The following is a 23,930-nucleotide window of genomic DNA, read 5'->3' as shown; positions in this document are numbered from 1 at the left end:
TGTAATGAAAATACGAATCTACTACGAAGATACTGATGCTGGTGGCATAGTCTACCATACAAACTACATAAAATTTTGCGAGCGAGCCAGAAGTGAAGCATTTTTTAAGGCTGGATTAAATTTTACAAAAGAGAACGGATACTTTGTAGTTTCGTCGCTAGAGGCTAAATTTATAGCTTCTGCTGTACTTGGCGATGAAGTATTTGTTAGAACCAAAATTTTAGAGCTTAAAAAAGCTAGTCTTGTTTTGGAGCAAGAAATTTATAAATTTGATGACAAAAATGCCGAAAAGCTACTTTTTAGAGCGACGATTACGTTAGCCTTTATGAAAGAAGAGAAGCTTGCTAAGATAAATGACGAGATAAAGAAATTTTTGGAGAATTCTAAATTTTAGATCGTGGCTAAGTTTAAAAATTTAACTTTAGCCACTTTGTGCTTTTACATTGAGCTATTTTGATCGAGCAAAATATCTTGATTTGCTTCGTCAAAGTAGTCGCCTTTTGCGTTATAAATTTTAACTCCATATAAGACTTGAGAGTTTTCAACTCTTTCGGTAAAAATTCTATCAGCACTTTTATCTATAAAATTTGTATATATATACTCGGCACCAAAAGCACTTGAATAGCCGATTTGCGAATATCTAAAATCTACATCAAAAAGATCACCAAGCCCCAAAAATAAGTCGTTAATAGGATTTAGTGAGTTTGCGATGAAAAGATTTTGTCTATCTCTTTGCGCGATGGCATTAAAGATATTTGGTAAAAAATTTATCTGCGTGCTTAAAAGTGCGTATGGCTTTATTTCAAAGCCTCTCATCTGCGTTGCTACAAGAGAAGTTTTGACGATTGGGATGTTTAAAAATATACTTGCATTATCAAACTTGGATTTTTTACTTAAAGTGTCGTTTAAATTTATATCTTTGCCTACAATAGAGGCTTCATGATAATCGCTACTTTGCATGCGGACATATTCATTTAGCTTTTGCCCTAATGAACTACCATCATCAAATGCAACTATTTTTTCGTTCGAGTAAGCTAGCAAAGCTGAAATTTGCTCTTTATAATCAATGCCACCAAAGATCAAATTTGGCTTTGGATTTATGATAAAGGAGCTATGAACGCTTGGAATGTAGATAAGCTCATTTGATAGAACTAGCGAATTTATAATGTTTGCACCATTTGATGTAAGGGCTGCGATAAAATAATTAAAGCCTTGGGCTCTAGCCGTTTGCATAGCATTTGTAAGACTTTGTGGGCTTTCATCGTTGCTATTTATAAATTTGATCTCAATATCTGCGTCTTGCTTTAAGACATAGCTTAAGACCGCATTTGATACAACATTTGCATAAGATTTTATAATCTTTTGTGGGATGATTACAGCGATTTTGCCGCTTTTATTAACTTTTAAAATAGCTTCACCGCCAAGAGAGATATAAAGCTCCAAAAGAGTGTTATCGTCTATTTTTGCTGGCTCAAATCTAGCCATAAAACTAGCCAGTAAATCAGCCTTGATAAGCTCATTTAGGCAGGCATTATCACAAAATTCTGGTTCTAAATTTATATAAGTAATCTTTGCTGGAGGTATGCTTGATAGACTTTGGTTTTTTGTAACATTACTCTCAAAATTTATCTCATCTTGCGATGCAAAAATAGTCGAAAAAATGGCTAAAAAAAGTAAAATTTTTCTCATATCACTCCTTTGATCTTTCTTAAATCATCTATAAAAATATTTTCAAAACTAGGATTTTTGCTGATCCACTCTGGCGAAAACGTTGGCAAAATAAGGCTATTTTCATTTTTTAAAATACTACCTCTTATGCTTGCAAATCCGCCTTTTAGCAATAAATTTGGATATAAATGCATAAAGGCTTTCTCTCCTAAAGTCACGATTATCTTTGGCTTTATCAGCCTAATCTCTTCAAACAAATAAGGACGACAAAGTTCAATAGAACGGCTTAAAATCGGACTTTTATCATCATTTTGTGAAATTTCACACCGAAGTAGAGAACTTATATAAATTTCTTTTATATCTAAATTTAAACTATTTTTTATGGCATTTTCTAAAAATTTTTTACTGTTATTTTCATAAGAATCATTTTTTTTAGAAAATAATATAAACATGATTTTGCTATTTTCATTGCCGATACCGGCTGTTACGCCTTTTGAGCTGTTTCGCAAAGAACAAAGAGAACATTTTTTTACTTCGCGGTTTAGCTCATCAATATTGTTGTAATCATGATAATTGCTTAGACTAAGAAAATTTTTATCAATAAACTTATAACCAATTAGTTTTAAGAAAAATAATTTTTTTAAAAGCCTATTGTCTTTATTAAAATTCATTTTTGGATTATAACTTGATTTGCTTAAAGTTTGAGTTATGGCTTTTTAAGCTAAGTCATTCAAAGGAATTTAAGTATTGCTTTGATAAAATCCCACTTTTTACATTAACTTTAAGGATAGAAATGAAAAGGACTTATCAACCTCATAAAACCCCTAAAAAACGCACTCACGGCTTTCGCTTAAGAATGAAAACTAAAAATGGACGAAAGGTAATAAACGCTAGACGTGCCAAAGGTAGAAAAAGATTGGCTGCTTAGCTGGTTTTGAGTCGTTAAGCGGCTCAAAAGAATTCTCTCAAGTTTATAAAGAGGCTAGCAAGTGGCATTGTGATGCTTGCATTATTTTTTATAAACCAACAAATGAAAAAAAAATAGCAGTAGTTGCTAGTAAAAAAGTAGGAAAAGCGGTAGTTAGAAATAGAGCAAAAAGACTTTTGAGAGCCGCTTTTTTTAACATTTCTAGTGAATTAAAAGATGGCACATATATTATGATCGCAAAAAATGGAATTACAGAGATTTCATTTGAAAAAATTTGTAAAAATTTAAGTTGGTCTACAAAAAAAATGGGATGTTTAAAATGAAAAAAATTGCGATTAAAGCTATCGCTTTTTATCAAAAATATATTTCCATACTTCTACCAAAAAGCTGTCGCTATTACCCGACTTGTTCACAATACGCGATTTGGGAATTTCAAACAAATAGTTTTTTTTCTGCTTTTTTTGCAACATTTATGCGAATTTTAAGATGCAATCAACTTTTCAAAGGCGGTATCAATTACCCAATCATCTACAAAAAATTTAACTTATGTTTTATATCTCAAAAAAGTGATACCAAAAATATAAATTTTTGGTTTGTCCCTTGTCAGAATAGTAAATTTTATGTCGTAAAAGTATTAGATAAATTAAAGGAAAAAAATTAAAATGGAACAGATGTCTATGCAAAAAAGGTTGCTTCTTGCAGCACTTTTATCTATTGTTTTTTTTATAGTGTATGATTTTTTTATGCCAAAAAGAGTGATGCCTGAACAAAACCAAACTATAATGTCTCAAACAATAGATCAAAATAAAGCTCCAAATATAAATCAAAATACACCAAAATCAAATGAAAATTTAGCTTCAAATGAGATAATCACTACGATCAAAGGTCAAAGCTACGAAGCAAAAATAGATAAGCTAGGAAGAATTTCAAAATTCTATCTAACTGAAGATAAGTACAAAGCAGAAGATGGTAACAAAATCGAGCTTGTTTCGCAAAATCCATTGCCACTTGAGCTTAGATTTAACGATAACACGCTAAATGCCGATGCTTTTAAGGTTGCATATAGTAGTGACGCTAGTGAGATAGATGCCAGCAGCGAGCCTAAAACTATAAAACTTACTCAAATTTTAGATGGCGTTACGATTACAAAAAATATCAAATTTTACCCAAATGGTAGATATGAAGTTGAAGTAAATTTAAGTAAAAGTGTTGATTATTTCATCACTCCTGGCTTTAGGCCAAACATCGCAGTAGATAGCTATACGGTTCACGGCGTGATGCTTAGAAACACGGATGATAGCCTAAACATCATAGAAGATGGTGACGCTAAAGAGGTTAAAAACTATGCAAATACCACAATAGCGGCCGCATCTGATAGATACTATACAACTCTATTTTACTCATTTGAAAAGCCATTTGAAGTAGCCGTAGACAAAGATGCTAGTAATAATCCTATTCTTTTTGTAAAGGCAAATGATAATTTAAAATTAGGTGCATATATCGGGCCAAAAGAGCATAAAATTTTAAGCTCAATGGATGAGAGACTAAATGATGTTATTGAGTATGGCTGGTTTACATTTATAGCAAAACCGATGTTTGCATTTTTGAATTTCTTACATGACTACATTGGCAACTGGGGTTGGGCGATAGTTGTGCTAACGCTTGTTATAAGGATAGTTTTATTCCCACTTACATATAAGGGTATGTTATCCATGAACAAGCTTAAAGAGCTTGCTCCAAAGGTAAAAGAACTTCAGACAAAATATAAAGATGATAAGCAAAAAATGCAAGTTCATATGATGGAGCTTTATAAAAAGCATGGTGCAAATCCGATGGGTGGCTGCTTGCCGATCTTGCTTCAAATTCCAGTATTTTTTGCAATCTACCGCGTTTTACTAAATGCAATCGAGCTAAAAGGTGCTCCTTGGATAGTTTGGATACACGATCTTTCGGTAATGGATCCATATTTTGTATTACCTATTTTGATGGGTCTAACGATGTTTTTACAGCAAAAGCTTACACCAACGACATTTACTGATCCTATGCAAGAAAAGGTGATGAAATTTTTACCTCTTATATTTACATTTTTCTTCGTGACATTCCCAGCTGGTCTTACACTTTACTGGTTTGTGAATAACGTTTGCTCGGTTGTTCAGCAAGTATTTGTAAATAAACTTTTTGAAAAACATAAAAAAGCTACGGAGGTAAAGGCTTAATGAAAATAGAAGCGAATACCCTTCAAGAGGCATTTCAAAAGGCAGCTGAGCAGCTTAACTGCTCAGTAACTCAGCTTGATATAAAAGTTTTACAGCATCCAAGCAGTGGTTTTTTTGGATTTTTTAAAAGAAGTGCAATCATTGAAGCAAATTTAGAAAATCAGCCAAAACCACAACACAAGCCAAAAAATGATAAAAATTTTGTTAAAAAAAATGATGAGAACGAGGCTATAAAAGAAGATAAAAAGCAAGCTAAAAAACACGATCATAGTGATAAAAAGCGAGGCCCTAAAAAACATAGAGATGAAAAAAGCGAAACTAAATTTGAGCAAAAAGAACATAAAAATGAAAAGTCAAATTTAAGTGAAAAAAATGAAGCTCTAGCTAAAGATGCGTTTGCTCAAAAGAGTGAAGAAGAAGCTGAACCAGGATATGTGATAAAGAGACTTGATGAGCCAAAAGAAATAAAAGGGTCACAAGCTGGTAAAAATGCTCCTAAAAATATTTTAGATAATTCTATTATTGAAAATTTTAATCAAACTGATGAAGAGAGTGCGGCTCAAGCTTTACAAAAAGAAAAAAAAGAAAAAGCAACAATCGACTTTGATAAAATTTTACCTGAGATCAAAGAGGGCATGAACCGTCTTTTTAAGGCAAGTTGTTTTGATATTAGTAAAATTGAAGTTAGCAAATTTGACGATGAAACGGTGCTTGTAGAGCTTGATGGAGCTGATGCGGCTCTACTTATAGGTAAAGAAGGTTATAGATATAAAGCGATATCTTATATGCTTTATAACTGGCTAAACTCAAAATACAACCTTGCTATCCGCCTTGAAATCGCGCAATTTTTGCAAAATCAAGAAGCGATGATGGATCAATATCTAAATGGCGTGATCGAGCGTGTGCAAAATAGTGGCAGAGCTCAAACAAAGCCACTTGATGGGGTTTTGGTCAAGATCGCACTTGAGAAACTTCGCGAGAAATTTCCAGATAAATATGTCGGCATAAAAAGCGGCAATGACGGCAAATTTGTCGTTGTAAATGACTTTTTCAAAAAATGAGTGAAACCATTGCAGCCCTTGCCACAGCTTATGGCATCGGCTCAGTTTCTATCGTAAGGCTTAGCGGCAAGGACGCTCTGGCCACCTCTTTAAAACTCCTTAAACTTTCAAATTTAGAGCCAAGATACGCAAAACTAGCTAAAATTTACTCCCTTGATGATGAAATTTTAGACGAGGGCATCGTTATATATTTTAAAGCTCCTGCAAGCTTTACTGGCGAGGATATCGTCGAGTTTCAAACTCATGGCGGCGTTATGGTTAGCGAGAGAATTTTAAACGAGCTAATAAAGGCTGGCGCAAGGCTTGCTATGCCAGGCGAGTTTAGCAAGCGGGCATTTTTAAATGGCAAGATGGATCTAGCCAAGGCTGAGGCTATGCAAGGGCTCATCGCTTCAAAAAGCGAGATCGCTGCTAAAATTTTAACCCGCCAGATGCAAGGCGATCTTAGTAGATTTGTTAGTGAGATCAGAAGCGAAGTGGTCAAAACTCTTGCCTTTGTTGAGACGATGATTGATTATGCTGATGATGATCTGCCTACAAATTTACTAGAGCAGACCAAGCAGATGCTTTTAAAAAATAGCGAGAAACTAGAGCGCATAGCAACTCTTAGCGAGCAAAGAAGAGGACTGATAGATGGCTTTAAGATCGCTATCGTTGGTAAGCCAAATGTTGGCAAAAGCTCTATCTTAAACTCATTTTTGGCATACGAGAGGGCGATCGTTAGCGACGAAGCGGGCACTACTAGGGACAGGATAGAAGAAAATTTCAAGATCGGCTCACATCTAGTTCGTATAATAGATACCGCTGGCATCAGAAAAGATGCTGGGAAGATCGAGCAAATCGGTATAAACTATTCTATTTCTGCTATAAACGAAGCTGACATAATCCTAGCTGTTTTTGATGGCTCAAATCTAAGCGACGAGCAAGATAAAGAGATAATTAGGCTCGTTTCTAGCTCAAACAAAAAAGCCTTTTTTATCTTAAACAAAAGCGATCTGGCGTTTAAATTTGACATAGAGCTAGAGGGTGCTATCAAAATTTCAGCAAAAAATGATACGAGTGTAGTTTTAAAAAAGCTCGAGGAATATCTCAAGACGCAAGACACCGACGAGATCATGCTAAGCTCAAACCGCCAAATTTTAAGCTGCAAAGAGGCGAGTGAAGCTTTAAAAAGAGCGTTAAATTTGCTTGTCGAGTCTGAGCTCGAGCTTTTTGCTTATGAGCTAAATGCGGCGATAGAGCAAATCTCGTCAATCACGAAGCCGTTTGAAAGAAGCGAAATTTTAGACGAAATGTTTAGCAGCTTTTGCCTGGGCAAGTGAGCGAATTTATCTTAAAGGAGAAAACAATGAAAAAAATTCTATCAGTCGTCGCTTTGGCGGCGTTATTTAGCGGTTGCGCGCCTTTGCAAGATAAACTAACGGGTACGGACTCATCCGAACCAAAGTGGAGTAAGTATTTTGAAAACGACGGCAACCTCGGCAATATCGCGTTTTACTCGGAAAATTTAAGCAAAACTTACGCGCTAAAAGACGGTGACGTCATCGGTATGGCGATCGTAAAAAGGGCCGATATGGCGCTGAAACTGGGCGATATGTACGCGCAAAACGGAACTTCTTTTATAGTTTTGGAGCTTAACGATAAAGAGCAATTCGGTTACCAGTACATAAATATGCGCGATAAAAACGAGCTTACGACTCTAAGAGGGGCTAGAAAGGTCAAATTTTATCAGTTTGGCGGCGGCATATTAGAGAGCGTGGTTTTTAGCTCGGACTCGGGTGCGGTGTGCGAGAGTTTTGCGGCGGGTAAGGCGGTAAAAGCTCGTGCGGTGACTAATTATTACGATAAAGAAAGCGCCGACAATAGCGAGTTTTTCGCGACTTTGATGGATATCGGAGTGAAAAAGGGCAAAAGCGCCGAGATCAAAAATCTAGACTTTAAATTTTTCGTTAGCGACGGCAAGCTGGCCAGCACTCAGACGCGGGCTCGATCTGTGGAATTTAGGAGTAAAGTCATAGACGCCGACGCTAAAAAACAGGAGCGAATCCTATCAAACATCGTTTGCGCCGCTCCTAAAAACTGATCTTTTTTATCAAATTTAAACGCGAGCGCGAGATGAAAAAATTATTTCTAGCAGCCGTCGCAGCCTTGGCATTTAGCGGTTGCGCGAGCATTACTAGCAGCGCAAACAAAGCCGAGCGCGACGTCTCAAATATCGACGTTCCGGAGGATGGCTGGACGAGATATCTGGGTACTGATGGTACCGTTAGGGAGGTCGCCTTTTTGACGGCGTTTTTCTCGCGCGATTTTCGTACTCAGCCTGAAGACGGCGAGACTACAGGCTTTGCTCTTACTAAAAAAGAGGGCAGCAGGCTGCCTTTTAGGCTCGGGGCCGTCCATAAAAGCGGAGATAGAGCGTTTATGCTAAAAGATGCCGATACCGAGGCGGAGTTTGATCTAAAGGACGAAGCGAGCGTGACCGAGCTTTGGGACGCTCGGCGGATCAAATTTTATGAATTTAGCTCAAATTTGACGACGGTAGCGGTTTTTGAGGCGCCGATTTCGGTTTGCGAGGCATTTAAAAAAGGCGGCGACGTTAGCGTGAAATCCGTATCTAGCTACTATGATACGCAAAATTTAGAAAAACGGTATTTTACGGCCGTTATAACGCAGGCAAAAATTTCGTCCAAAGGCGGCGCGCTACTTTTAAAATCTCATATAGAAAATTTTACAAATCCAGACAGTCCGCGAGAAGTAGCCGAAAAAACGCCTAAATTTGAGGAAAAAATCCAAAACGAGTTGCGCGGGTATGAGCCGAGGCTTAATCAAATTTGCTCTTTGAGCGAGAAGCAAGGAGGATAAAAATGAAAAATACGATGATTTTTAAGACGGCGGCAGCGGCTGCTATGGCATTAGCGTTTAGCGGTTGCGCGGCCATTACAGGCGAGATGGGCGGCGAGAGAGCGTGGCGTACATATATGGAAAACGACGCTAGCATACAGCAGATCGGATTTATAACCGAGACTACGGTCTACGAGATGAGCGGCGGCAAAAAAGAGGAAAAATTCGGCGACTATAAGGGTGGGGCCGAGGTGAAATCGCCTGGCGAGAGCGACTCGGCGAGCCAAAATCTAGGCTGGGTTTATGCAAGCGGCGACGGCGTAAAAACCCTGATAGTGATTGATCTAGATAGCGGTAGAAATGTAGATTTGAGCGATAAAGACGAGATAAAAAAGCTACAAAACTCAAAGAAATTTAAGTTTTACGAATTTGGCGGCGGGATCCTTGAGAGCGTGGTTTATAGTGCGCAAAAATCTCCCGTTTGTAAGGCGTTTTTTGGCGGCGAACCTATAAGCGCTAGAAGCGTGACGAACTACTATGTGGGCGCGTCTGACGAGTTTTTCGCTACCGTGATCGACGCGAAGATAGTCGGAAACAAGGGCTTTGAGATAAAAAATTTAGACTTTAAATTTCACCTGCCCGGCAGCAAGTTAGCCCAGACTAAAGAGCAGGCGACCTCTGCTAAATTTAGACAAGACGTCATCGAGCAAGACCTCAAAAAGCAAGGACGCATCCTGCTAAACATACTTTGCTACGATAGCATGCCGAGCAAGTAGGCATTTGCGGCGGGTAATCGCCTGCTGAATTTGACGGAGTATCGGACTTTCTTGCGTCAAATTTAGGGTTCTAGTATGCTTAAATTTTTATTTTCCACAGCTAGTTCAAATTTGGCATTTGTCTAAAATTTGAGCCGTTCACCAAGACCCGTACCGCAAAAATGCTAATTTTTCGGTTGAATTTATAGCCGAATCAATAACTACAAATATAACATTTTAGCTTGCTATATGAAGTTTAGACTCTTATTTTATTCGTCAAATTTGTTCTGTTTTCGCTCCTTTGGTTTATCATCTTTTTATGCAAATTTAAGTAAAATCAACCAAAATTTTTTAAAGGCTAAAAATGGACAAAGCTACCGTAAAAGCGCACAAAATCAGCGACGACGAATACGAAAATATACTTAAAATCCTAGGCAGGGAGCCCAATTTGCTCGAGCTTGGGATATTTTCCGCGATGTGGAGCGAGCACTGCAGCTACAAATCAAGTAAAAAATACCTAAACGGCTTTCCGACAAAAGCACCTTGGGTTATTCAAGGACCTGGTGAAAATGCTGGTGTCATCGACGTTGGCGATGGGATCGCAGCTGTATTTAAGATGGAGAGTCACAACCATCCAAGCTTTATCGAGCCATTTCAAGGCGCTGCAACCGGCGTTGGTGGAATTTTAAGAGATGTCTTTACGATGGGTGCAAGAGTCGTTGCAAACATGAACTCACTTCGTTTTGGCGAGATAAGAGGCGATGGCGAGATAGCCAAAAAGCATAGATATTTACTAAAAGGAAGCGTGGCTGGTATCGGACACTACGGCAACTGCATGGGTATTCCAACAGTTGGCGGCGAAACTACGTTTGATCCTAGCTTTAATGGCAATATCCTAATTAATGCCTTTGCACTTGGGCTTTGCAAAAGTGATGAAATTTTCTACGGCAAGGCTGAAGGTGTGGGCAATCCAGTCATTTACGTGGGTTCAAAGACTGGCAGGGACGGACTTGGCGGCGCTGTGATGGCTAGCGATAGCTTTAACGACGAAAATAAATCACTTCGCCCAACGGTGCAAGTAGGCGACCCATTTGCTGAGAAACTGCTCATGGAAGCTTGCTTGGAGCTTTTTAAAAAAGACTACATCATCGGCATCCAAGACATGGGCGCAGCAGGACTTACAAGCTCTAGCTTTGAGATGGCTGGCAGAAGCGGTAGCGGTATGAAGATGTATTTAGAGCGCGTGCCGATGCGCGAAGTTGGTATGACGCCTTATGAGCTAATGCTAAGCGAGTCTCAAGAGCGTATGCTAATATGCGCCAAAAAAGGCTATGAGCAAAAGGTGCTTGAAATTTTTAGAAAGTGGGACCTTGATGCTGAGATCATCGGTGAGGTCACAAGTAGCGGCGTGATGCAGCTTTACTGGCACGGTGAGCTTGCAGGCGAAATCCCTATCGGCCCACTTAGCGAGGCAGCTCCGGTGCTTGATCGTCCAGTCGCACGTCCAAAATACCTTGATGAGATAGCAAATTTAAAAATTCCAAACAATATTGATAACAAAACTGCATTTTTCAAGCTTTTAAAAGAGCCAGAAGTGCTGAATAAAAGCTTCATCTACGATCAATACGACGCAAATATCCAGACAAATACGATAAAACAGCCAGGTCACTTAGGCGCTGCAAGTATCAGAGTAAAAGGCACTAAAAAGGCCGTCTCTATGGCTGCGCAGTGCGATCCTAGAGCAAATTTCGTTGATCCTAAAATTGGTGCTGCAAGAGCTGTCGCTGCAGCTGGTAGAAAGGTCGCGATGAGTGGTGCTGTGCCACTTGCAATTACTGACTGCCTAAACTACGGTAATCCGCAAAATCCAGAGGTTATGTGGCAGTTCAAAGAGGGATGTGAAGGCATAAAAGAGGCTTGCCGTGAGCTAAATACACCAGTCGTTAGCGGCAACGTGAGCCTTTATAACGACACTGACGGCGTGAGCGTCTATCCGACTCCAGCCATCGTCACAGTTGGTGTAAATGAGGATGCAAACTTAAATCTAAAAAGCACATTTTTAAGCGAGGGTAGGGCGATTTACCTACTTGGTGAGACAAGTGGAGAATTTGCAGCTTCACTTTACGCAAAGGCTCTATTTGATGTGGTCGGCGGCAAGCTAAAAGAGGTTGATTATAAAGCTGAGCGAGCTCTTTGGGACCTAGTGATCGAAGCAAATAAAGAGCAAATTTTAGAGTTTGCAAATAGCGTAGGCGTTGGCGGTCTTGCTATTACACTAGCAAAAATGGCTAGCATCTCAAACATCGGCATAAACTGCGAGGCGAAATTTAAAGAGTCAAATTTTATCTTTGATGAAAGCTTTTCAAGAGCAGTTGTGGGCGTAAAAGACGAGGCTAAATTTGAAGCGCTTGCTGCTAAATTTGGTGTCAAATTTGAAAAGATCGGCGTTAGTGGCGGCAGAAGATTTAAACTAAATGATATTGATGAGAACATGGACGAGATAAGAGAAATTTATCTAAATGAGTTTGCAAAAATCGTTAGAAAAGAGGATTAAAAAAATGGCTTTGAAAAAGGGCAAGGTCGCTGAGGCTGAAAATGAGCAAAAGGAAGCAGAACAAGTTGAAAAACGAGGCGTAGCAAAGCCGCCAGTACTTTTTAGTAAGACACAAAATTTAATAAAAACAATCGAAAAAAGACTAAACGCTACTTTGATAACTTACTATAATTCAAACGCTGGTAGCGTTTGCGGCAACGATGCAAGTGCTATGTATGAAATTTTAAAGGGTAAAAAGATAGATACTGCTTATCTTTTTATAAAAAGTGACGGCGGAAGTGGTATTGCCGCTCTTAGGATCATTACTACGCTTAGAAATTACTGCAAAAATTTAATAGCCTTAATACCTGCAAACTGTGCCTCAGCTGCTACTATGATGGCGCTTGGTGCAAATGAGATAGTTATGGGGCCACTTGCCTATCTAACGCCTGTTGATACCTCGCTCAAACACGAGCTTAGTCCGACAAACAAAGGCAATGAGCTTGTGAGCGTTTCGATGGACGAACTTAGTCGTGTGGTCAAGCTTTGGAAAGAGCAAGATAAAGATAGGCCAAACGACACAAACCCTTATAACTCGCTTTATGAGTATATTCATCCGCTAGTCTTTGGTGCGGTTGACCGTGCTAGCTCGTTATCGCTTAAGATTTGTACTGAGCTTCTTAGGTACCACATCGATGATGATAAAAAGATCGCAGAAATTTCTGAAAGGCTAAATGGCGACTACCCAGCTCACGAATATCCAATCCTCTTTAGAGAGGCGCACGAGATCGGCCTTCATGTAAAAAAGATGGATGATGACCTAAATGAAATGCTTCAAGAGCTAACGCTACTTTACTCTGAGATGGGACAGCGAGCTTTTACTGACTATGATGAAAATAGCTACCACGATAACAATATCGCAAATATCATTGAAACAAATGGCAAGCAAATTTACTATCAGATAGACAAGGACTGGTTTTATCGTCCTGAAGAGCGTCGCTGGAACGTGATGAATGACGAGAGCTCTTGGCGTAAAAACGAGCTAGTAAATGGCAAAATAAAAAATACTATCTATCACTTGTGGTAACATGTCTGGTATCTTATTTTTATTGATACTAGGCGGTGCTATATTTTTGCTGCTAAAGGTACAGTTAAGCAATAACCGCAGAAAACAAGCAAACGTAAATGAGGCCAAATTTTTAGTCTCACTCTTGGCAAAAGTGGCTAAGAGTGACGGTAGAGTAGGTGAGTTAGAAGCTAGGCTCATTAGTCAGGTGCTTGATGATCTAAGTAAAAAAGTTAGTGGCGTTAGCGGTGTGCGTGAGTATCTAAAAGATGTCTATAACAGTCAAAAAGAAAATGTAGATAACGCCTACGAAACCGCCAGAAACTATAAGCGTGCGTTTAATCTAAACTACGATATTTGTGTCGCCAGACTCACATTTTTTCTAAATTTAGCCTATATTGATGGTGAGTTTAATGCAAGTGAGCAAGCCGTCATTCGAAATATCGCTTATGGATTTGGCATTGACAAAGATACACTTGATGAGATCATCTTAAAATTTGATAATTTTTATAGTTCAAGATTTAAGACAAATTCTAATACCGGTATAGAAAAAAATGATCCATTTGAGGTTTTAGGACTTAGCAAGAGTGCAAATTTTGATGAGGTAAAGCTTCGTTATAAAGAGCTTGTTAGGCAGTATCATCCTGACATCTTGATGGGTAGAGGCGAGAGCAAGGAAGTGATAGAAAGCTCGACCAAAAAGCTTCAAGAGATAAATGAGGCTTATGGGCGATTAAAAGAGAAATTTGGAGTTTAGATGAAGAAATTTATTATTTTGCTGCTAGCGGTGGCTGGCTTTTGTAATGATTTTAAAGTGATAAATGTCGATGGAAAAGAGATAAAATTTAAGCTTACACAAAGTGAGCTTTATCAAGATCAAAGGTTGGTTATCAGCAACTACGATGTTAAAGATAGCAATGTGAGCATAATATTTGTCGATAAAGATGGCAACAAGAGCGATATTATGTCAGTTCAAGTAAAAAAATTAAATGAAATTAGTGAGTATATCTTTTCGTATGATCGCGGCATAAAGGTGATGAAATTTAGCTCGAAAAAGCCGATATGCGAGGCGCTTGAGAAAGAGGAACCTGTAAATTTAAGCGTATTAGATGCACGTTATTTTGATGGCAATCAAATTTCAAGCTATGCCTTTAGCGTTGATATTGTTGGTCAAAAGCGTGAAAACTTTATAGAGAGAAAAGACTATTATATAGATGTAGCTACAAATGTTATGGTTACGCTAGAAGCCTTATCGATAAAGAATATCGCAAAGGATATAAAAATGGGGCAGCTTTTGCTTGTAAAAGGTATGTGTTTAACAAAAAGATAAAAAATTTAATAAAGGAGAAAAAATGAGAGCGTTGCTTAGCGTTAGCGATAAAGAGGGCATTGTAGAGTTTGCAAAGGGGCTAGAAGAGCTTGGCTGGCAGATACTTTCAACTGGCGGTACATTTAAGCTTTTAAAAGAAAATGGTGTCAAAGCGACTGAAGTTAGCGAATTTACGGCGTCACCTGAGATGTTTGAGGGCAGGGTAAAGACCCTTCATCCAAAGATACATGGCGGCATCCTACACAAACGTGACGACGCTACGCACATGGCTCAGGCAAAGGAGTACGGCATCGAGGGTATCGACCTGGTTTGTGTAAATTTATATCCGTTTAAAGAGACTACGATTAGGACAGATGACTTTGCTGAAATCATCGAAAATATCGACATCGGCGGCCCAGCTATGGTAAGAAGTGCGGCTAAAAATTTTAAAGATGTGCTAATTGTCACAAACGTGCTTGATTATGATGAAATTTTAAAGCGCCTAAGAGAAAAAAGTGATGATTTTGAGTTTAGAAGATCGCTGATGATAAAGGCATTCGAGCACACAGCAGCTTACGACAGCACGATTGCAAACTATATGAACGATAGATTTAACAGCGGTTTTGGTGATGCTAGATTTATCGTGGGAAGCAAGGTTTTTGACACGAGATACGGCGAAAATCCACACCAAAAAGGGGCACTTTATGAGTTTGATTATTTCTTTACAAACAACTTTAGAGCCTTAAAAGGCGAGGCTAGTTTTAATAATATGACCGATATAAACGGCGCATTGATGCTTGCAACTAGCTTTGATGACGCGCCAGCTGTGGCTATCATCAAGCATGCTAACCCTTGCGGCTTTGCAGTAAAAGATAATTTGCTTGAAAGCTACGTGGCAGCGCTTAAATGTGATCCGATATCAGCATATGGCGGTGTGGTAGCGATAAATGGTACGCTTGATGAGGAGCTAGCTAAAAAGATAAATGAAATTTACGTTGAAGTAATCATCGCTGCAAATGTTGATGAAGCAGCGCTTAAAGTATTTGAGAGTAAAAAACGTATCAAAATTTTCACTCAAGACAATAAATTTTTAGTTCGCTCAAATGATAAATTTGACTTTAAGCACGTTGATGGTGGATTTGTATTTCAAGAAAGAGACTATGTAAAAGACGAAGAGCTTGAAAATATGAAGCAAATGAGCAAGAAATTTGCAACTGGTAGCGAGCTAAAGGATGCTCAGATCGCGTGGAAAGTGGCTGCGCTAACGAAGAGCAACTGCGTAGTTTATGTAAAAGATGGCGCAATGGTAGCTATTGGCATGGGTATGACAAGCCGCGTTGATGCTGCTCGTGCAGCCGTGGCAAAGGCAAAAGAGCTAAAGATCGATCTAAGCGGTTGCGTACTTGCAAGTGAGGCGTTCTTTCCGTTTAGAGATAGTATCGATATCGCTAGTAAGGTCGGCGTAAAATGTGTCATCGAGCCAGGCGGCAGCATTAGAGATGATGAGGTGATAGAGGCTGCTGATGAGCATGGCATGTCGCTATACTTTACTGGCGTTAGACACTTTTTACACTAAAATTTAGGGGCGCTTGCCCCTTTCTTCACACTTTATAACTTTAATTTTCGTATAATCTTTCAAAAATGAAAGGAGATAGAATGAAAAAGATCTTAAAATTTATCTTAATGGCGGCAGTGTTTTTTGGTCTAAATTTGATGGCAAAAGATGAGCCTATAAAGGAGCAGACGATGGCAGGGCAAAATTTAAAAGAAATTTATCTAGCAGGCGGTTGCTTTTGGGGTATGCAGGGATATTTTAAAAAGATATTTGGCGTAGTGGATACAAAGGTAGGCTATGCAAATGGCAAGAGCGAAAATACTAGCTACCGCGAGCTTCATGAGAGCGATCATACTGAGACACTTTATGTAAAATACGACGAAAATAGAGTCGCTTTGGCTGAAATTTTGGCTCATTTTTTTAGAGTGATCGACCCGACCTCATTAAATAAACAAGGCAATGACGTCGGTAGGCAGTATAGAAGCGGAATTTACTATGTGAGCGAAAGTGATCTGCCAACGATAGAGAGCTTTATGAAAATAGAGCAAAAGAAATTTAAAGATAAGATCGTGGTTGAGGTAGCGCCACTTAAAAATTTCGTCTTAGGTGAGGAGTATCATCAAGACTATCTTGATAAAAATCCTTTTGGATACTGTCATATCGATCTAGGTTTAGCTGATAAACCGCTTTACGATGAGGCGAAATTTAAGCCACTTAGTAAAGATGAGTTAAAGAAAAATTTAAGTAGCGAGCAGTATGCCGTGACGCAAGAAGCAGCGACTGAGAGGCCATTTAGCAGTGAGTATGATAAATTTGATCAAAAAGGCATTTATGTAGATATAACGAGTGGAAAGCCACTTTTCTCAAGTGCAGATAAATTTGATGCAGGATGTGGCTGGCCAAGCTTTACAAAGCCTATCACGACAACAGCTCTTTCGTATAAGGAGGACAACTCGTTTATGATGAAAAGGGTCGAAGTTAAGTCGCAAAATAGTGACGCGCACCTCGGGCATGTTTTTGATGATGGCCCAAGCGATAAGGGCGGGCTAAGATATTGCATAAATGGTGCTAGCCTTAAATTTATACCGCTTGAAGATATGGCTAGACTTGGATACGAGGAATTTATACCTTACGTAAAATAGCTTTTGTTGAAGCAAATCAATAGTTTAAAAAGTTTAATCAGAGTATAATTCTCCAAAATTAAAAGGAGAAAAAATGAGCGATTTTTTCAAAAATGCGGAGCAGTTTAGTGTCGATGGTGCAACCGTGCCATTTTATAAATTTAATGAAAATGGCGTAAATTTTGTTGGCTTTGACTCACGTCCTTGCGTACCGCCAGAGCCAATGGTCAATGCATTAATCGCTATTAAATTTGCTGATAAAAATACAAAAATTATGATGCTAAATCATAAATTTCCAGCTGGTCTTATACCAAAGATAGATAAGAGCTTTGATATAGAGCGTGAAGATATAGATGGTGGGGCTGTAAAGATGATTTTTAGCCTAAAAGACGGCGCAAATATAGAAGACGTAGATACGAGTCTTTGTCACTAAGATGCTTTTAAATACTTACGCACCACCATTTAAGTTAGTTGGTGGATATTTTATTGCTGGAATTTTGTTTTTGGCATTAAGTGTGCCGGCATTCTTTTATGCAGATTTTGATGCGATTAGCTCACTAAATACAGCTGGTTTTTTGCATATATTTTTTGTTGGCTTTGTTATGAGTATTATTATCGGAGCACTCTATCAGCTAACTTCAGTCATCTTAGAAAAGCCGTTTTTTACAGCAAAAGGTGCTATTTTAAATTTGGTTATTTTTTGTCTATCGTTGCTGGGCATGTGCTACGGGATGTTATTTGCTGAGGCTAAAATTTTACAAATTAGTGGAGTTTTGCTTTTTTGCTCGCTTGCTTTTTTTGCTACGACTTACGCATTAAGCTTCATGGATAATGAAAAAAAGAGCTTTGCGGCCTTTGCACTTTTTGTTTCAGCTATCTTTTTGCTAATTGGAATAACGCTTGGTTTTTGCTTGCTGATGATACTTAGTGGCACGCTGATGCTTGATTTTGAGATGACACTAAAATTTCACGTTTATTTTGTGCTAGGTTTTGTGTTTCTTGTGATACTTGGAGCTGCTAGTGTACTCTTGCCTATGTTTGCACTAGCTCATGATCTAAAATTTACACTTAGTAAAGCCTCACTAGCATGCTATGTTTTGGGTGGTATCTTACTAGCTTTTAATGAAAATTTGTCTATTTTGTCAATATGTGTGGCGGCTTTACTTTTTATAGTTCAAGCACTTTATATTTTAAAAAAACGCGTTAGAAAGGCGTATGATTACTGGAATGTAAATATAGTGCTTTCGTTGGTGGCTTTGCTTGGTGCTGCTGTTTTTATAGCTTTAGACAAATTAAATTTAGCTGCATATTTTTTAATATATGGCTTTTTATTTGCTTTTATCGTAGCTCATCTTTACAAGATCGCACCATTTCTAATATGGTATCACTACGTAGCACCTTTTGTTGGAAAGGTAAAAGTGCCACTTCTTGATGCCATGATACTAAAAAAGATAGCTTATTTTGGTATAGCTTTTAATACTATCTCACTTCTTTGCTATATTCTCTCAACTTGCTTTGAACTAGAAATTTTAGTGCAAGCAGGTATGATTTTTATAGCTCTTAGTATAGTTTTGCTATCGATAAATATAATAAATATTTTTAGATTTACTGGTTTTAAAGGATAAAAAATGAAAGAAAAAATTTATAACGCACTGTCAAATATCGTTGATCCAGAAGTTGGCTTTGATATCGTTTCGCTCGGGCTTATATATGATGCTAGCTGCGATGAAAATGGCAAAGCAAAAGTTACTATGACACTTTCAACTAAATCTTGCCCACTGCACGAAATGATACTTGGCTGGGTAGAGACTGCTGTGCTTGATATAGAAGGTGTCAAAGAGTGTGAGATCGACCTTGTTTGGGAGCCTGAGTGGAATATACAAATGGCAAGCGATTTTGTAAAAGCACAACTTGGAGTTTAATTTTTAAGTTTTTGGATTTAAAGGTTTGTAAATTTTTAATAAGCTAGAGAGCAAAAGCTCTCTAGAAATTTTAAGGAGTTTGTTTTTCTTTATTAGTCCATTTGATGGCGCATAAATGATGGTACATCAAGCTGTGACATATAGTCTTCATCATATCCACCACTAACTTTTTTAAGTCTTAATATACGCTCTTTTTTTATGATATCGCTTGCATTGGAAGTTTGTGCTTCATCTTTTTTTTCAGCTTCTTTTTGTGAGCTTTGAAAACCTGTTGCTATTATTGTAACTTCAACTTTATTGTCTTCTATTTTATCATCAGTTGTTGTACCAAATATAATTTCAGCATCTTCATCTGCTGCCTCATGAATAATACTCATCGCATTATTGATATCAGCTAGTGGGCAACTAGGGCTTATTCTAAAATGAACTAAAATACCAAATGCACCATTTATTGTCATGTTATCAAGAAGCGGTGATTGTATAGCATTTTTTATAGCTTCTTGCGCTGCATCTTCGCCACTTGCTTCACCAACACCCATTAAAGCTAGTCCTCTATGGCTCATAATCGTTCTAACATCCGCAAAGTCTAGATTTATGTCGCTTTTTCCTGAATCAAGCACGATCGTACTCATGCCATTAACGGCTCTTGCAAGTACTTCATCGACCATTTCAAAGCTTTCTTTTATGCCAGCATTTTTATCAATTAATGTTAGGAGCTTATCGTTTGGAATAACAACAATAGAATCGCTTTCTTTCCTGAGCTCTTCAAGGCCACAATCAGCCAGTTTTCTACGTTTTTTTCCTTCAAACATAAAAGGCATAGTAACAACTGCAACTGTTAGTGCACCAATATCTTTTGCAGCTTGAGCAACTACTGGAGCTGCACCTGTGCCAGTCCCACCACCAAGTCCTGTACCAATGAAAACTATATCTGATGTCTCAAGTGCACTTTTTACTTCATCATAGCTCTCTTCAGCAGCAGCTTTTCCTATTTCAGGTCTCATGCCTGCACCTAGACCTTTTGTTGTTTTCTCACCTAGTTGAATTTTCGTATGTGCAAGAGAATTTTCAAGGGCCTTAGCATCTGTATTGGCAACAATAAGATCTATATTTAAATTTGGATTAACTCTTATTATGTGGTTGACCATATTGCCACCACCTCCACCTACACCTACGACCTTTATCTTTGCACCATAGATGCTTTTATTTTCTTCTACTGTGAAGCTACTCATTTTTGAAATTCTCCTTAAAATAATTGTGTAATACTATACCAAAATTTTGCAAAAGCATTTGGCTTTTTTTCTTGTTTGCTAATATCTGCAATATTGGCAAGCTCTTCTTTATTTTTTGATTTATCTGCTATCTCTAATTCAAAATCTTTATCAGAAAAACTATCCTCTTTTTCATTTGGATCCTGCACCTCTTGTCTAAAATTTTGTACGTTTTCTTCTTCTACAAAAACATTTCTAAAATTTGCTTTCGGTTTTGAGGCTATTTCCCCTTGGTATCTCATTTTTTTCTCAGAATCAATTTCGTATGGGCTAAAGTTGCCAGCACCATACAAACAAAGCCCTATAGCACAAGAATTTGCTGGATCTCTTAAAATTTCAAATAATCCATCCATTTCTTTTGGTTTTGCTATACGAACTGGCATTTTGTCAAATATCGCAGATGCAAGATCTCTAATACCTTCTAGCTTAGTCATACCGCCAGTAAGTATTATTCCAGCACCAATGCTATCTTTATAGCCACTATCTTCTAGCATCTTAGCAAGTACCATAAGGGTTTCTTCTGCTCTGGCATATATAACATTTGATATTATGTCTAGTGAAACTTCATGACTTTTTGTTTCATCTCCAAGGATCGGAAGCTCTATTAGATCAACTGACTTATTTATTAAAGTACCATAGCCTAATTTTATCTCTTCTGCCTTTGGAAGAGGTGTATGCAGAGCCATAGAAAGATCATTTGTAATATTTGCTGAGCCAACAGGTAAAAATTCATTGTATCTTATAGAATTTCCAGAATGTACTACAAGATTACAAGTAGCGCCACCCATATCAACAAGTGCAGCACCAAGTTCTTTCTCATCTTTTGTTAATGTTGCTATCGCAGAAGCATATCCTGAAAGGACTATGTTATCTAGTTGAACACCTGCTAAATTTACGGCTTTTCTTAGGTTGCTAATAGATGACTTTTGTACTGTAACAATATGTGTTTGAACTTCTAGCCTGCTACCATTCATGCCTATTGGATCTTCGATATGTTCTTGTCCATCTACTTTAAAATTATAAGGAAGAACATGTAATTTTTCATATTCATGAGGTATATCAGCTGTATGATCGGCCATTTGCATAGCACGTTCGATCTCTTTTATACCTATTTCATGATTTGGTATATTCACTACACCACTACTGTCAACGCTTTTCGTATACGCACCAGAAATAGAAACTATGACTTTTTCATAGCGTGTTCCTGCAACTCTTTGTGCTTCTATTAATGCATTTTTTATCGACTTTGCAGCTTGTTCAATATTAGTTATAACACCTTTTCTTATTCCTTGTGTTTTTTCAGTTCCAATTCCAATTATCTTAATACCATTTTCATCATGTTGTGCTATTACTGCACAAATCTGGAAAGAGCCGATATCTATACCTAAAATTTTTGTACTCAAGATAAATTACCTTTTGATATATTCTTTAATTTCATAGTATTTTTTAAGTTTGTTTGTTAAATCTTTTATTAACTCATTATTTTTAAGCATTGTAACGTTTTGCTGTGTTATTTGCTTATAGTTATTATCTATATTATCTACAAGCAACCTTTGTTCCAAAATATCGTATATAACGGCCTTATCTTCTAATATAACATAATCTTTTTTATTGTTAGTTTCAAAAAGTTGAGAAACAAAAGCTCTAGTTTCACTTTCATTTAGTCCTGAGATAGAGCTATTTATATCTCTACTGATAAAGCCTATATCAGTACCTTTGAAATTTTGTAAAGACTCTTTTGCTATGGTTGTTAAGTTTTCTTTTTTCTTTTTATCTTTGTAAATTTCAAGTACCATTGCTCTTGCTTGTTCAAAACTCATAGGTTGTGGAGGAGTTATACTTTTTACTCTAACTATTAAATATCCATCTTTATATGTAAATGGTTTTATAACCTCACCAACTTTTGCCCCTTTTATTTCATCAAGTGAGAATGTTGCATTATCTTCATTTATACTAACAAAATCATTTGTTGCAAGCTCAGCTTTTTTGATAGAGGTATATTTTTTTAAAGCATCAGTCTTGCTTTTCTCGATATTGTAGTCTTTGATAACTTCAGTCTTTACTTCGTCAAATGATTTGATTTTATCATCAGAGCCTTTGTATCTCTCCTTATTTTCGTTATAGTAGTCACTCAAAGTAGTTTGATTTACATCATTTTTATTTGACTCTATAAAGTATGTTTCTAGACCGTATATAGTCTTTGTCATATAGTTGTTTTTATTTGTTTCCCAAAGGTCCTTTAGCTCTTTTTCATCTATTTTTATATCACTTTGATTAGCATTTATTATCTGTATTGCTAATTTGTCTTGCATAAAAAAGCTTGCTTCCATCATTGCAATGTCTTCTTTGTTGGCTGGTAAATTTAAAATAGTTCTAAGTTTATCAAGTAGTATTGTTAGTTTTAAATTTTCTTCAAAATCAGTTGGATTTATTCTAGCTCTTCTTAAAATATCGTAGTATAAATTTTTATCAAAAGTACCATCTTTTTGAAATGTTGGATCAGCGATTATATATTTTAAAATATCATCTTTACTAACACTAAGACCTATATCGTCTGCAAAATTTAATAGTAAATTCTCTTGAATTGTAGCCTGAAGTGCGGCATTTTGTAAACCTAACTCATTGGCCTTTTCTTGCGTTAATTTACCATCAAAAAGATTATTATAGTATTGATATAAACTATCGTATTTTTGTTGCAGTTCTTGAATGCTTATATTTCTGTGTCCTACTTTTGCTACCGAAGTAGCTCGATTGCTGTTTAAATCATATGCTCCCCAGCCTACAAAGCCTGCTCCAACAAAGGCTATTGTACTTACCCAAATGGTAACAACTAGGTATTTTTTATGTTTTTGCATCCAAGACAACATTAAATTTTCCTTTAAAAGACTAACGAAATTTGTATGATATATTATATAAAATTGCCTTAAATAAGCTTAAAATAGGGGCTTTAAAAATACCTTTGTGAAGAATTTTGCTAACAATTTTTTAGTATTGTTAGCAAAATTTTTAAATACTATAATCGCTATAACCACTAGTTAAATGAAGCAATTTGCAGCTATTTTCTAGCAAAGCTATCTCTTTTGCAAGAAGCTGAGGGCTTCTACTGTATGCGTAAATGCCATATCCTTTAACGATAATAATGTTTGTATTTTTTTCAACCATATATCTATAAATTTCAGTTTCTGCACGCTCATACCAGTCGTCATATTGTTTTGGATCATAGACTAAAATTTCATTAAATCTCATATACCCAAAATAATCTTTCGGTACTATTTTTTCATGTTTCATTGCGTAGGCAGTTGCGTATGGTGGCATCGCGTAGCAAACAAATCTTGCCTCATTTATATTTTTATAAATATTTAAGTGTATATCAGCATCAAGACTAGCTTCATTCCAACGATAGTCTTTTTTTGATAAAAGAAGTGTCAAATCATCATCTTTTAAATTATCAAAAATGGCATTTTGTTTATTGATTATAAATTGATTTTTTTCGACTCTTGCCGAAATCGAGCCGTGAAAGACGCCAAAAAAATTCTTTCTAAACATAGAAAGTGATATCGTTTTTATCTCATTTATTGAGTGTTCTAGCTCCATTTTTTCTCCTGCGTTTAAGCGATTATATTTAAGCTATCTTAAAATTTATGTAAAATTTTGTGTAATGATAGCTTTTTAAGTAAAATTTCG

At 37.1% G+C, this 23,930-nt stretch carries 25 protein-coding genes; 19 read left to right on the top strand and 6 right to left on the bottom strand.

The features are described from left to right. Positions 1-4: 4 nt before the first annotated feature. The gene (locus CVS93_RS02835; protein WP_107686502.1) at positions 5-394 is read left to right on the top strand and encodes a YbgC/FadM family acyl-CoA thioesterase; all 390 of its coding nucleotides are present in this window, start codon (positions 5-7) and stop codon (positions 392-394) included. Between the two features lie 44 nt (positions 395-438). Here CVS93_RS02835 and CVS93_RS02830 read toward each other — a convergent pair whose 3' ends face one another. Further along, entirely contained in the window at positions 439-1,689 is a 1,251-nt protein-coding gene (locus CVS93_RS02830) for a hypothetical protein (RefSeq protein ID WP_107686501.1), read from the bottom strand. Continuing rightward, complete coding sequence (locus CVS93_RS02825) at positions 1,686-2,339, bottom strand: uracil-DNA glycosylase family protein (RefSeq protein WP_087579924.1); 654 nt, start codon at positions 2,337-2,339, stop codon at positions 1,686-1,688. Before CVS93_RS02825 ends, CVS93_RS02830 begins: the two co-directional genes overlap by 4 nt. 122 nt (positions 2,340-2,461) lie before the next feature. Here CVS93_RS02825 and rpmH point away from each other — a divergent pair, with 122 nt between their 5' ends. The 18 genes from rpmH to CVS93_RS02735 all read left to right on the top strand — a co-directional run bounded on the left by rpmH (position 2,462) and on the right by CVS93_RS02735 (position 18,975). Then, complete coding sequence (gene rpmH, locus CVS93_RS02820) at positions 2,462-2,596, top strand: 50S ribosomal protein L34 (protein WP_002940373.1); 135 nt, start codon at positions 2,462-2,464, stop codon at positions 2,594-2,596. After that, positions 2,584-2,919, top strand: a complete 336-nt coding sequence (gene rnpA / locus CVS93_RS02815) for a ribonuclease P protein component (RefSeq protein WP_080658720.1) — start codon at positions 2,584-2,586, stop codon at positions 2,917-2,919. Before rpmH ends, rnpA begins: the two co-directional genes overlap by 13 nt. Beyond that, positions 2,916-3,257, top strand: coding sequence for a membrane protein insertion efficiency factor YidD (gene yidD, locus CVS93_RS02810; protein ID WP_107686500.1), 342 nt, complete (start codon positions 2,916-2,918; stop codon positions 3,255-3,257). Before rnpA ends, yidD begins: the two co-directional genes overlap by 4 nt. 1 nt (position 3,258) lies before the next feature. After that, positions 3,259-4,812 carry a membrane protein insertase YidC gene (yidC, locus tag CVS93_RS02805; protein ID WP_107686499.1) on the top strand — a complete coding sequence of 518 codons (1,554 nt, stop codon included), beginning with the start codon at positions 3,259-3,261 and terminating at the stop codon, positions 4,810-4,812. Beyond that, the gene (locus CVS93_RS02800; RefSeq protein WP_087576889.1) at positions 4,812-5,873 is read left to right on the top strand and encodes a Jag N-terminal domain-containing protein; all 1,062 of its coding nucleotides are present in this window, start codon (positions 4,812-4,814) and stop codon (positions 5,871-5,873) included. Before yidC ends, CVS93_RS02800 begins: the two co-directional genes overlap by 1 nt. After that, complete coding sequence (mnmE, locus tag CVS93_RS02795; RefSeq protein ID WP_087576890.1) at positions 5,870-7,195, top strand: tRNA uridine-5-carboxymethylaminomethyl(34) synthesis GTPase MnmE; 1,326 nt, start codon at positions 5,870-5,872, stop codon at positions 7,193-7,195. The genes CVS93_RS02800 and mnmE overlap by 4 nt, the downstream gene beginning before the upstream one ends. Before the next feature lie 26 nt (positions 7,196-7,221). Then, complete coding sequence (locus tag CVS93_RS02790) at positions 7,222-7,956, top strand: hypothetical protein (RefSeq protein ID WP_107686498.1); 735 nt, start codon at positions 7,222-7,224, stop codon at positions 7,954-7,956. A 32-nt stretch (positions 7,957-7,988) separates the two neighbouring features. Further along, on the top strand, positions 7,989-8,735 hold the full coding sequence (locus CVS93_RS02785; RefSeq protein ID WP_107686497.1) for a hypothetical protein: 747 nt from the start codon (positions 7,989-7,991) through the stop codon (positions 8,733-8,735). 2 nt (positions 8,736-8,737) lie between these two features. Beyond that, positions 8,738-9,490 carry a hypothetical protein gene (locus tag CVS93_RS02780; protein WP_107686496.1) on the top strand — a complete coding sequence of 251 codons (753 nt, stop codon included), beginning with the start codon at positions 8,738-8,740 and terminating at the stop codon, positions 9,488-9,490. 343 nt (positions 9,491-9,833) lie between these two features. Then, positions 9,834-12,023 carry a phosphoribosylformylglycinamidine synthase subunit PurL gene (gene purL / locus CVS93_RS02775; protein ID WP_107686495.1) on the top strand — a complete coding sequence of 730 codons (2,190 nt, stop codon included), beginning with the start codon at positions 9,834-9,836 and terminating at the stop codon, positions 12,021-12,023. Positions 12,024-12,027: 4 nt separating this feature from the next. Next, positions 12,028-13,089, top strand: coding sequence for an SDH family Clp fold serine proteinase (locus CVS93_RS02770; protein ID WP_107686494.1), 1,062 nt, complete (start codon positions 12,028-12,030; stop codon positions 13,087-13,089). A gap of 1 nt (position 13,090) precedes the next feature. Then, on the top strand, positions 13,091-13,825 hold the full coding sequence (locus tag CVS93_RS02765; RefSeq protein WP_107686493.1) for a TerB family tellurite resistance protein: 735 nt from the start codon (positions 13,091-13,093) through the stop codon (positions 13,823-13,825). Beyond that, complete coding sequence (locus CVS93_RS02760; protein ID WP_107686492.1) at positions 13,826-14,398, top strand: hypothetical protein; 573 nt, start codon at positions 13,826-13,828, stop codon at positions 14,396-14,398. It abuts the gene before it with no gap. Between the two features lie 22 nt (positions 14,399-14,420). After that, on the top strand, positions 14,421-15,953 hold the full coding sequence (gene purH / locus CVS93_RS02755) for a bifunctional phosphoribosylaminoimidazolecarboxamide formyltransferase/IMP cyclohydrolase (protein WP_107686491.1): 1,533 nt from the start codon (positions 14,421-14,423) through the stop codon (positions 15,951-15,953). Between the two features lie 80 nt (positions 15,954-16,033). Continuing rightward, on the top strand, positions 16,034-17,074 hold the full coding sequence (gene msrB, locus CVS93_RS02750) for a peptide-methionine (R)-S-oxide reductase MsrB (RefSeq protein ID WP_107686490.1): 1,041 nt from the start codon (positions 16,034-16,036) through the stop codon (positions 17,072-17,074). Between the two features lie 73 nt (positions 17,075-17,147). Continuing rightward, on the top strand, positions 17,148-17,486 hold the full coding sequence (locus tag CVS93_RS02745) for a hypothetical protein (protein WP_087576898.1): 339 nt from the start codon (positions 17,148-17,150) through the stop codon (positions 17,484-17,486). A gap of 1 nt (position 17,487) precedes the next feature. After that, a complete protein-coding gene (locus tag CVS93_RS02740; RefSeq protein ID WP_107686489.1) occupies positions 17,488-18,678 on the top strand; it encodes a peptidase M50 in 1,191 nt (396 codons plus the stop codon). A gap of 3 nt (positions 18,679-18,681) precedes the next feature. Beyond that, a complete protein-coding gene (locus CVS93_RS02735) occupies positions 18,682-18,975 on the top strand; it encodes a metal-sulfur cluster assembly factor (RefSeq protein WP_021091019.1) in 294 nt (97 codons plus the stop codon). 92 nt (positions 18,976-19,067) lie between these two features. On the opposite strand, the gene ftsZ is transcribed toward CVS93_RS02735, so the two are convergent. The 4 genes from ftsZ to CVS93_RS02715 all read right to left on the bottom strand — a co-directional run bounded on the left by ftsZ (position 19,068) and on the right by CVS93_RS02715 (position 23,840). After that, positions 19,068-20,207 carry a cell division protein FtsZ gene (ftsZ, locus tag CVS93_RS02730; RefSeq protein ID WP_107686488.1) on the bottom strand — a complete coding sequence of 380 codons (1,140 nt, stop codon included), beginning with the start codon at positions 20,205-20,207 and terminating at the stop codon, positions 19,068-19,070. A 14-nt stretch (positions 20,208-20,221) separates the two neighbouring features. Then, entirely contained in the window at positions 20,222-21,649 is a 1,428-nt protein-coding gene (ftsA, locus tag CVS93_RS02725) for a cell division protein FtsA (RefSeq protein WP_107686487.1), read from the bottom strand. 6 nt (positions 21,650-21,655) lie between these two features. Further along, complete coding sequence (locus CVS93_RS02720) at positions 21,656-23,113, bottom strand: peptidylprolyl isomerase (RefSeq protein WP_107686486.1); 1,458 nt, start codon at positions 23,111-23,113, stop codon at positions 21,656-21,658. A 139-nt stretch (positions 23,114-23,252) separates the two neighbouring features. Continuing rightward, positions 23,253-23,840 (bottom strand): class II aldolase and adducin N-terminal domain-containing protein, encoded by a 588-nt coding sequence (locus CVS93_RS02715; RefSeq protein WP_107686485.1) that lies wholly within the window; start codon positions 23,838-23,840, stop codon positions 23,253-23,255. Positions 23,841-23,930 lie beyond the last annotated feature (90 nt).

The sequence above is a fragment of the Campylobacter concisus genome (assembly GCF_003048535.1).
In the GTDB taxonomy this organism is placed as follows: Bacteria; Campylobacterota; Campylobacteria; order Campylobacterales; family Campylobacteraceae; genus Campylobacter_A; species Campylobacter_A concisus_S.
Note: the sequence above shows the minus strand (reverse complement) of the source record. Positions and strands in the feature narration are given on the sequence as shown.

Bases quoted from the DNA above. Each gene is read 5' to 3' on its own strand.
- CVS93_RS02835 (WP_107686502.1), top strand. From the start codon at position 5: ATGAAAATACGAATCTACTACGAAGATACTGATGCTGGTGGCATAGTC.
- CVS93_RS02830 (WP_107686501.1), bottom strand. From the start codon at position 1,689: ATGAGAAAAATTTTACTTTTTTTAGCCATTTTTTCGACTATTTTTGCA.
- CVS93_RS02825 (WP_087579924.1), bottom strand. From the start codon at position 2,339: ATGAATTTTAATAAAGACAATAGGCTTTTAAAAAAATTATTTTTCTTA.
- rpmH (WP_002940373.1), top strand. From the start codon at position 2,462: ATGAAAAGGACTTATCAACCTCATAAAACCCCTAAAAAACGCACTCAC.
- yidD (WP_107686500.1), top strand. From the start codon at position 2,916: ATGAAAAAAATTGCGATTAAAGCTATCGCTTTTTATCAAAAATATATT.
- yidC (WP_107686499.1), top strand. From the start codon at position 3,259: ATGGAACAGATGTCTATGCAAAAAAGGTTGCTTCTTGCAGCACTTTTA.
- CVS93_RS02800 (WP_087576889.1), top strand. From the start codon at position 4,812: ATGAAAATAGAAGCGAATACCCTTCAAGAGGCATTTCAAAAGGCAGCT.
- mnmE (WP_087576890.1), top strand. From the start codon at position 5,870: ATGAGTGAAACCATTGCAGCCCTTGCCACAGCTTATGGCATCGGCTCA.
- CVS93_RS02790 (WP_107686498.1), top strand. From the start codon at position 7,222: ATGAAAAAAATTCTATCAGTCGTCGCTTTGGCGGCGTTATTTAGCGGT.
- CVS93_RS02785 (WP_107686497.1), top strand. From the start codon at position 7,989: ATGAAAAAATTATTTCTAGCAGCCGTCGCAGCCTTGGCATTTAGCGGT.
- CVS93_RS02780 (WP_107686496.1), top strand. From the start codon at position 8,738: ATGAAAAATACGATGATTTTTAAGACGGCGGCAGCGGCTGCTATGGCA.
- purL (WP_107686495.1), top strand. From the start codon at position 9,834: ATGGACAAAGCTACCGTAAAAGCGCACAAAATCAGCGACGACGAATAC.
- CVS93_RS02770 (WP_107686494.1), top strand. From the start codon at position 12,028: ATGGCTTTGAAAAAGGGCAAGGTCGCTGAGGCTGAAAATGAGCAAAAG.
- CVS93_RS02765 (WP_107686493.1), top strand. From the start codon at position 13,091: ATGTCTGGTATCTTATTTTTATTGATACTAGGCGGTGCTATATTTTTG.
- CVS93_RS02760 (WP_107686492.1), top strand. From the start codon at position 13,826: ATGAAGAAATTTATTATTTTGCTGCTAGCGGTGGCTGGCTTTTGTAAT.
- purH (WP_107686491.1), top strand. From the start codon at position 14,421: ATGAGAGCGTTGCTTAGCGTTAGCGATAAAGAGGGCATTGTAGAGTTT.
- msrB (WP_107686490.1), top strand. From the start codon at position 16,034: ATGAAAAAGATCTTAAAATTTATCTTAATGGCGGCAGTGTTTTTTGGT.
- CVS93_RS02745 (WP_087576898.1), top strand. From the start codon at position 17,148: ATGAGCGATTTTTTCAAAAATGCGGAGCAGTTTAGTGTCGATGGTGCA.
- CVS93_RS02740 (WP_107686489.1), top strand. From the start codon at position 17,488: ATGCTTTTAAATACTTACGCACCACCATTTAAGTTAGTTGGTGGATAT.
- CVS93_RS02735 (WP_021091019.1), top strand. From the start codon at position 18,682: ATGAAAGAAAAAATTTATAACGCACTGTCAAATATCGTTGATCCAGAA.
- ftsZ (WP_107686488.1), bottom strand. From the start codon at position 20,207: ATGAGTAGCTTCACAGTAGAAGAAAATAAAAGCATCTATGGTGCAAAG.
- CVS93_RS02720 (WP_107686486.1), bottom strand. From the start codon at position 23,113: ATGTTGTCTTGGATGCAAAAACATAAAAAATACCTAGTTGTTACCATT.
- CVS93_RS02715 (WP_107686485.1), bottom strand. From the start codon at position 23,840: ATGGAGCTAGAACACTCAATAAATGAGATAAAAACGATATCACTTTCT.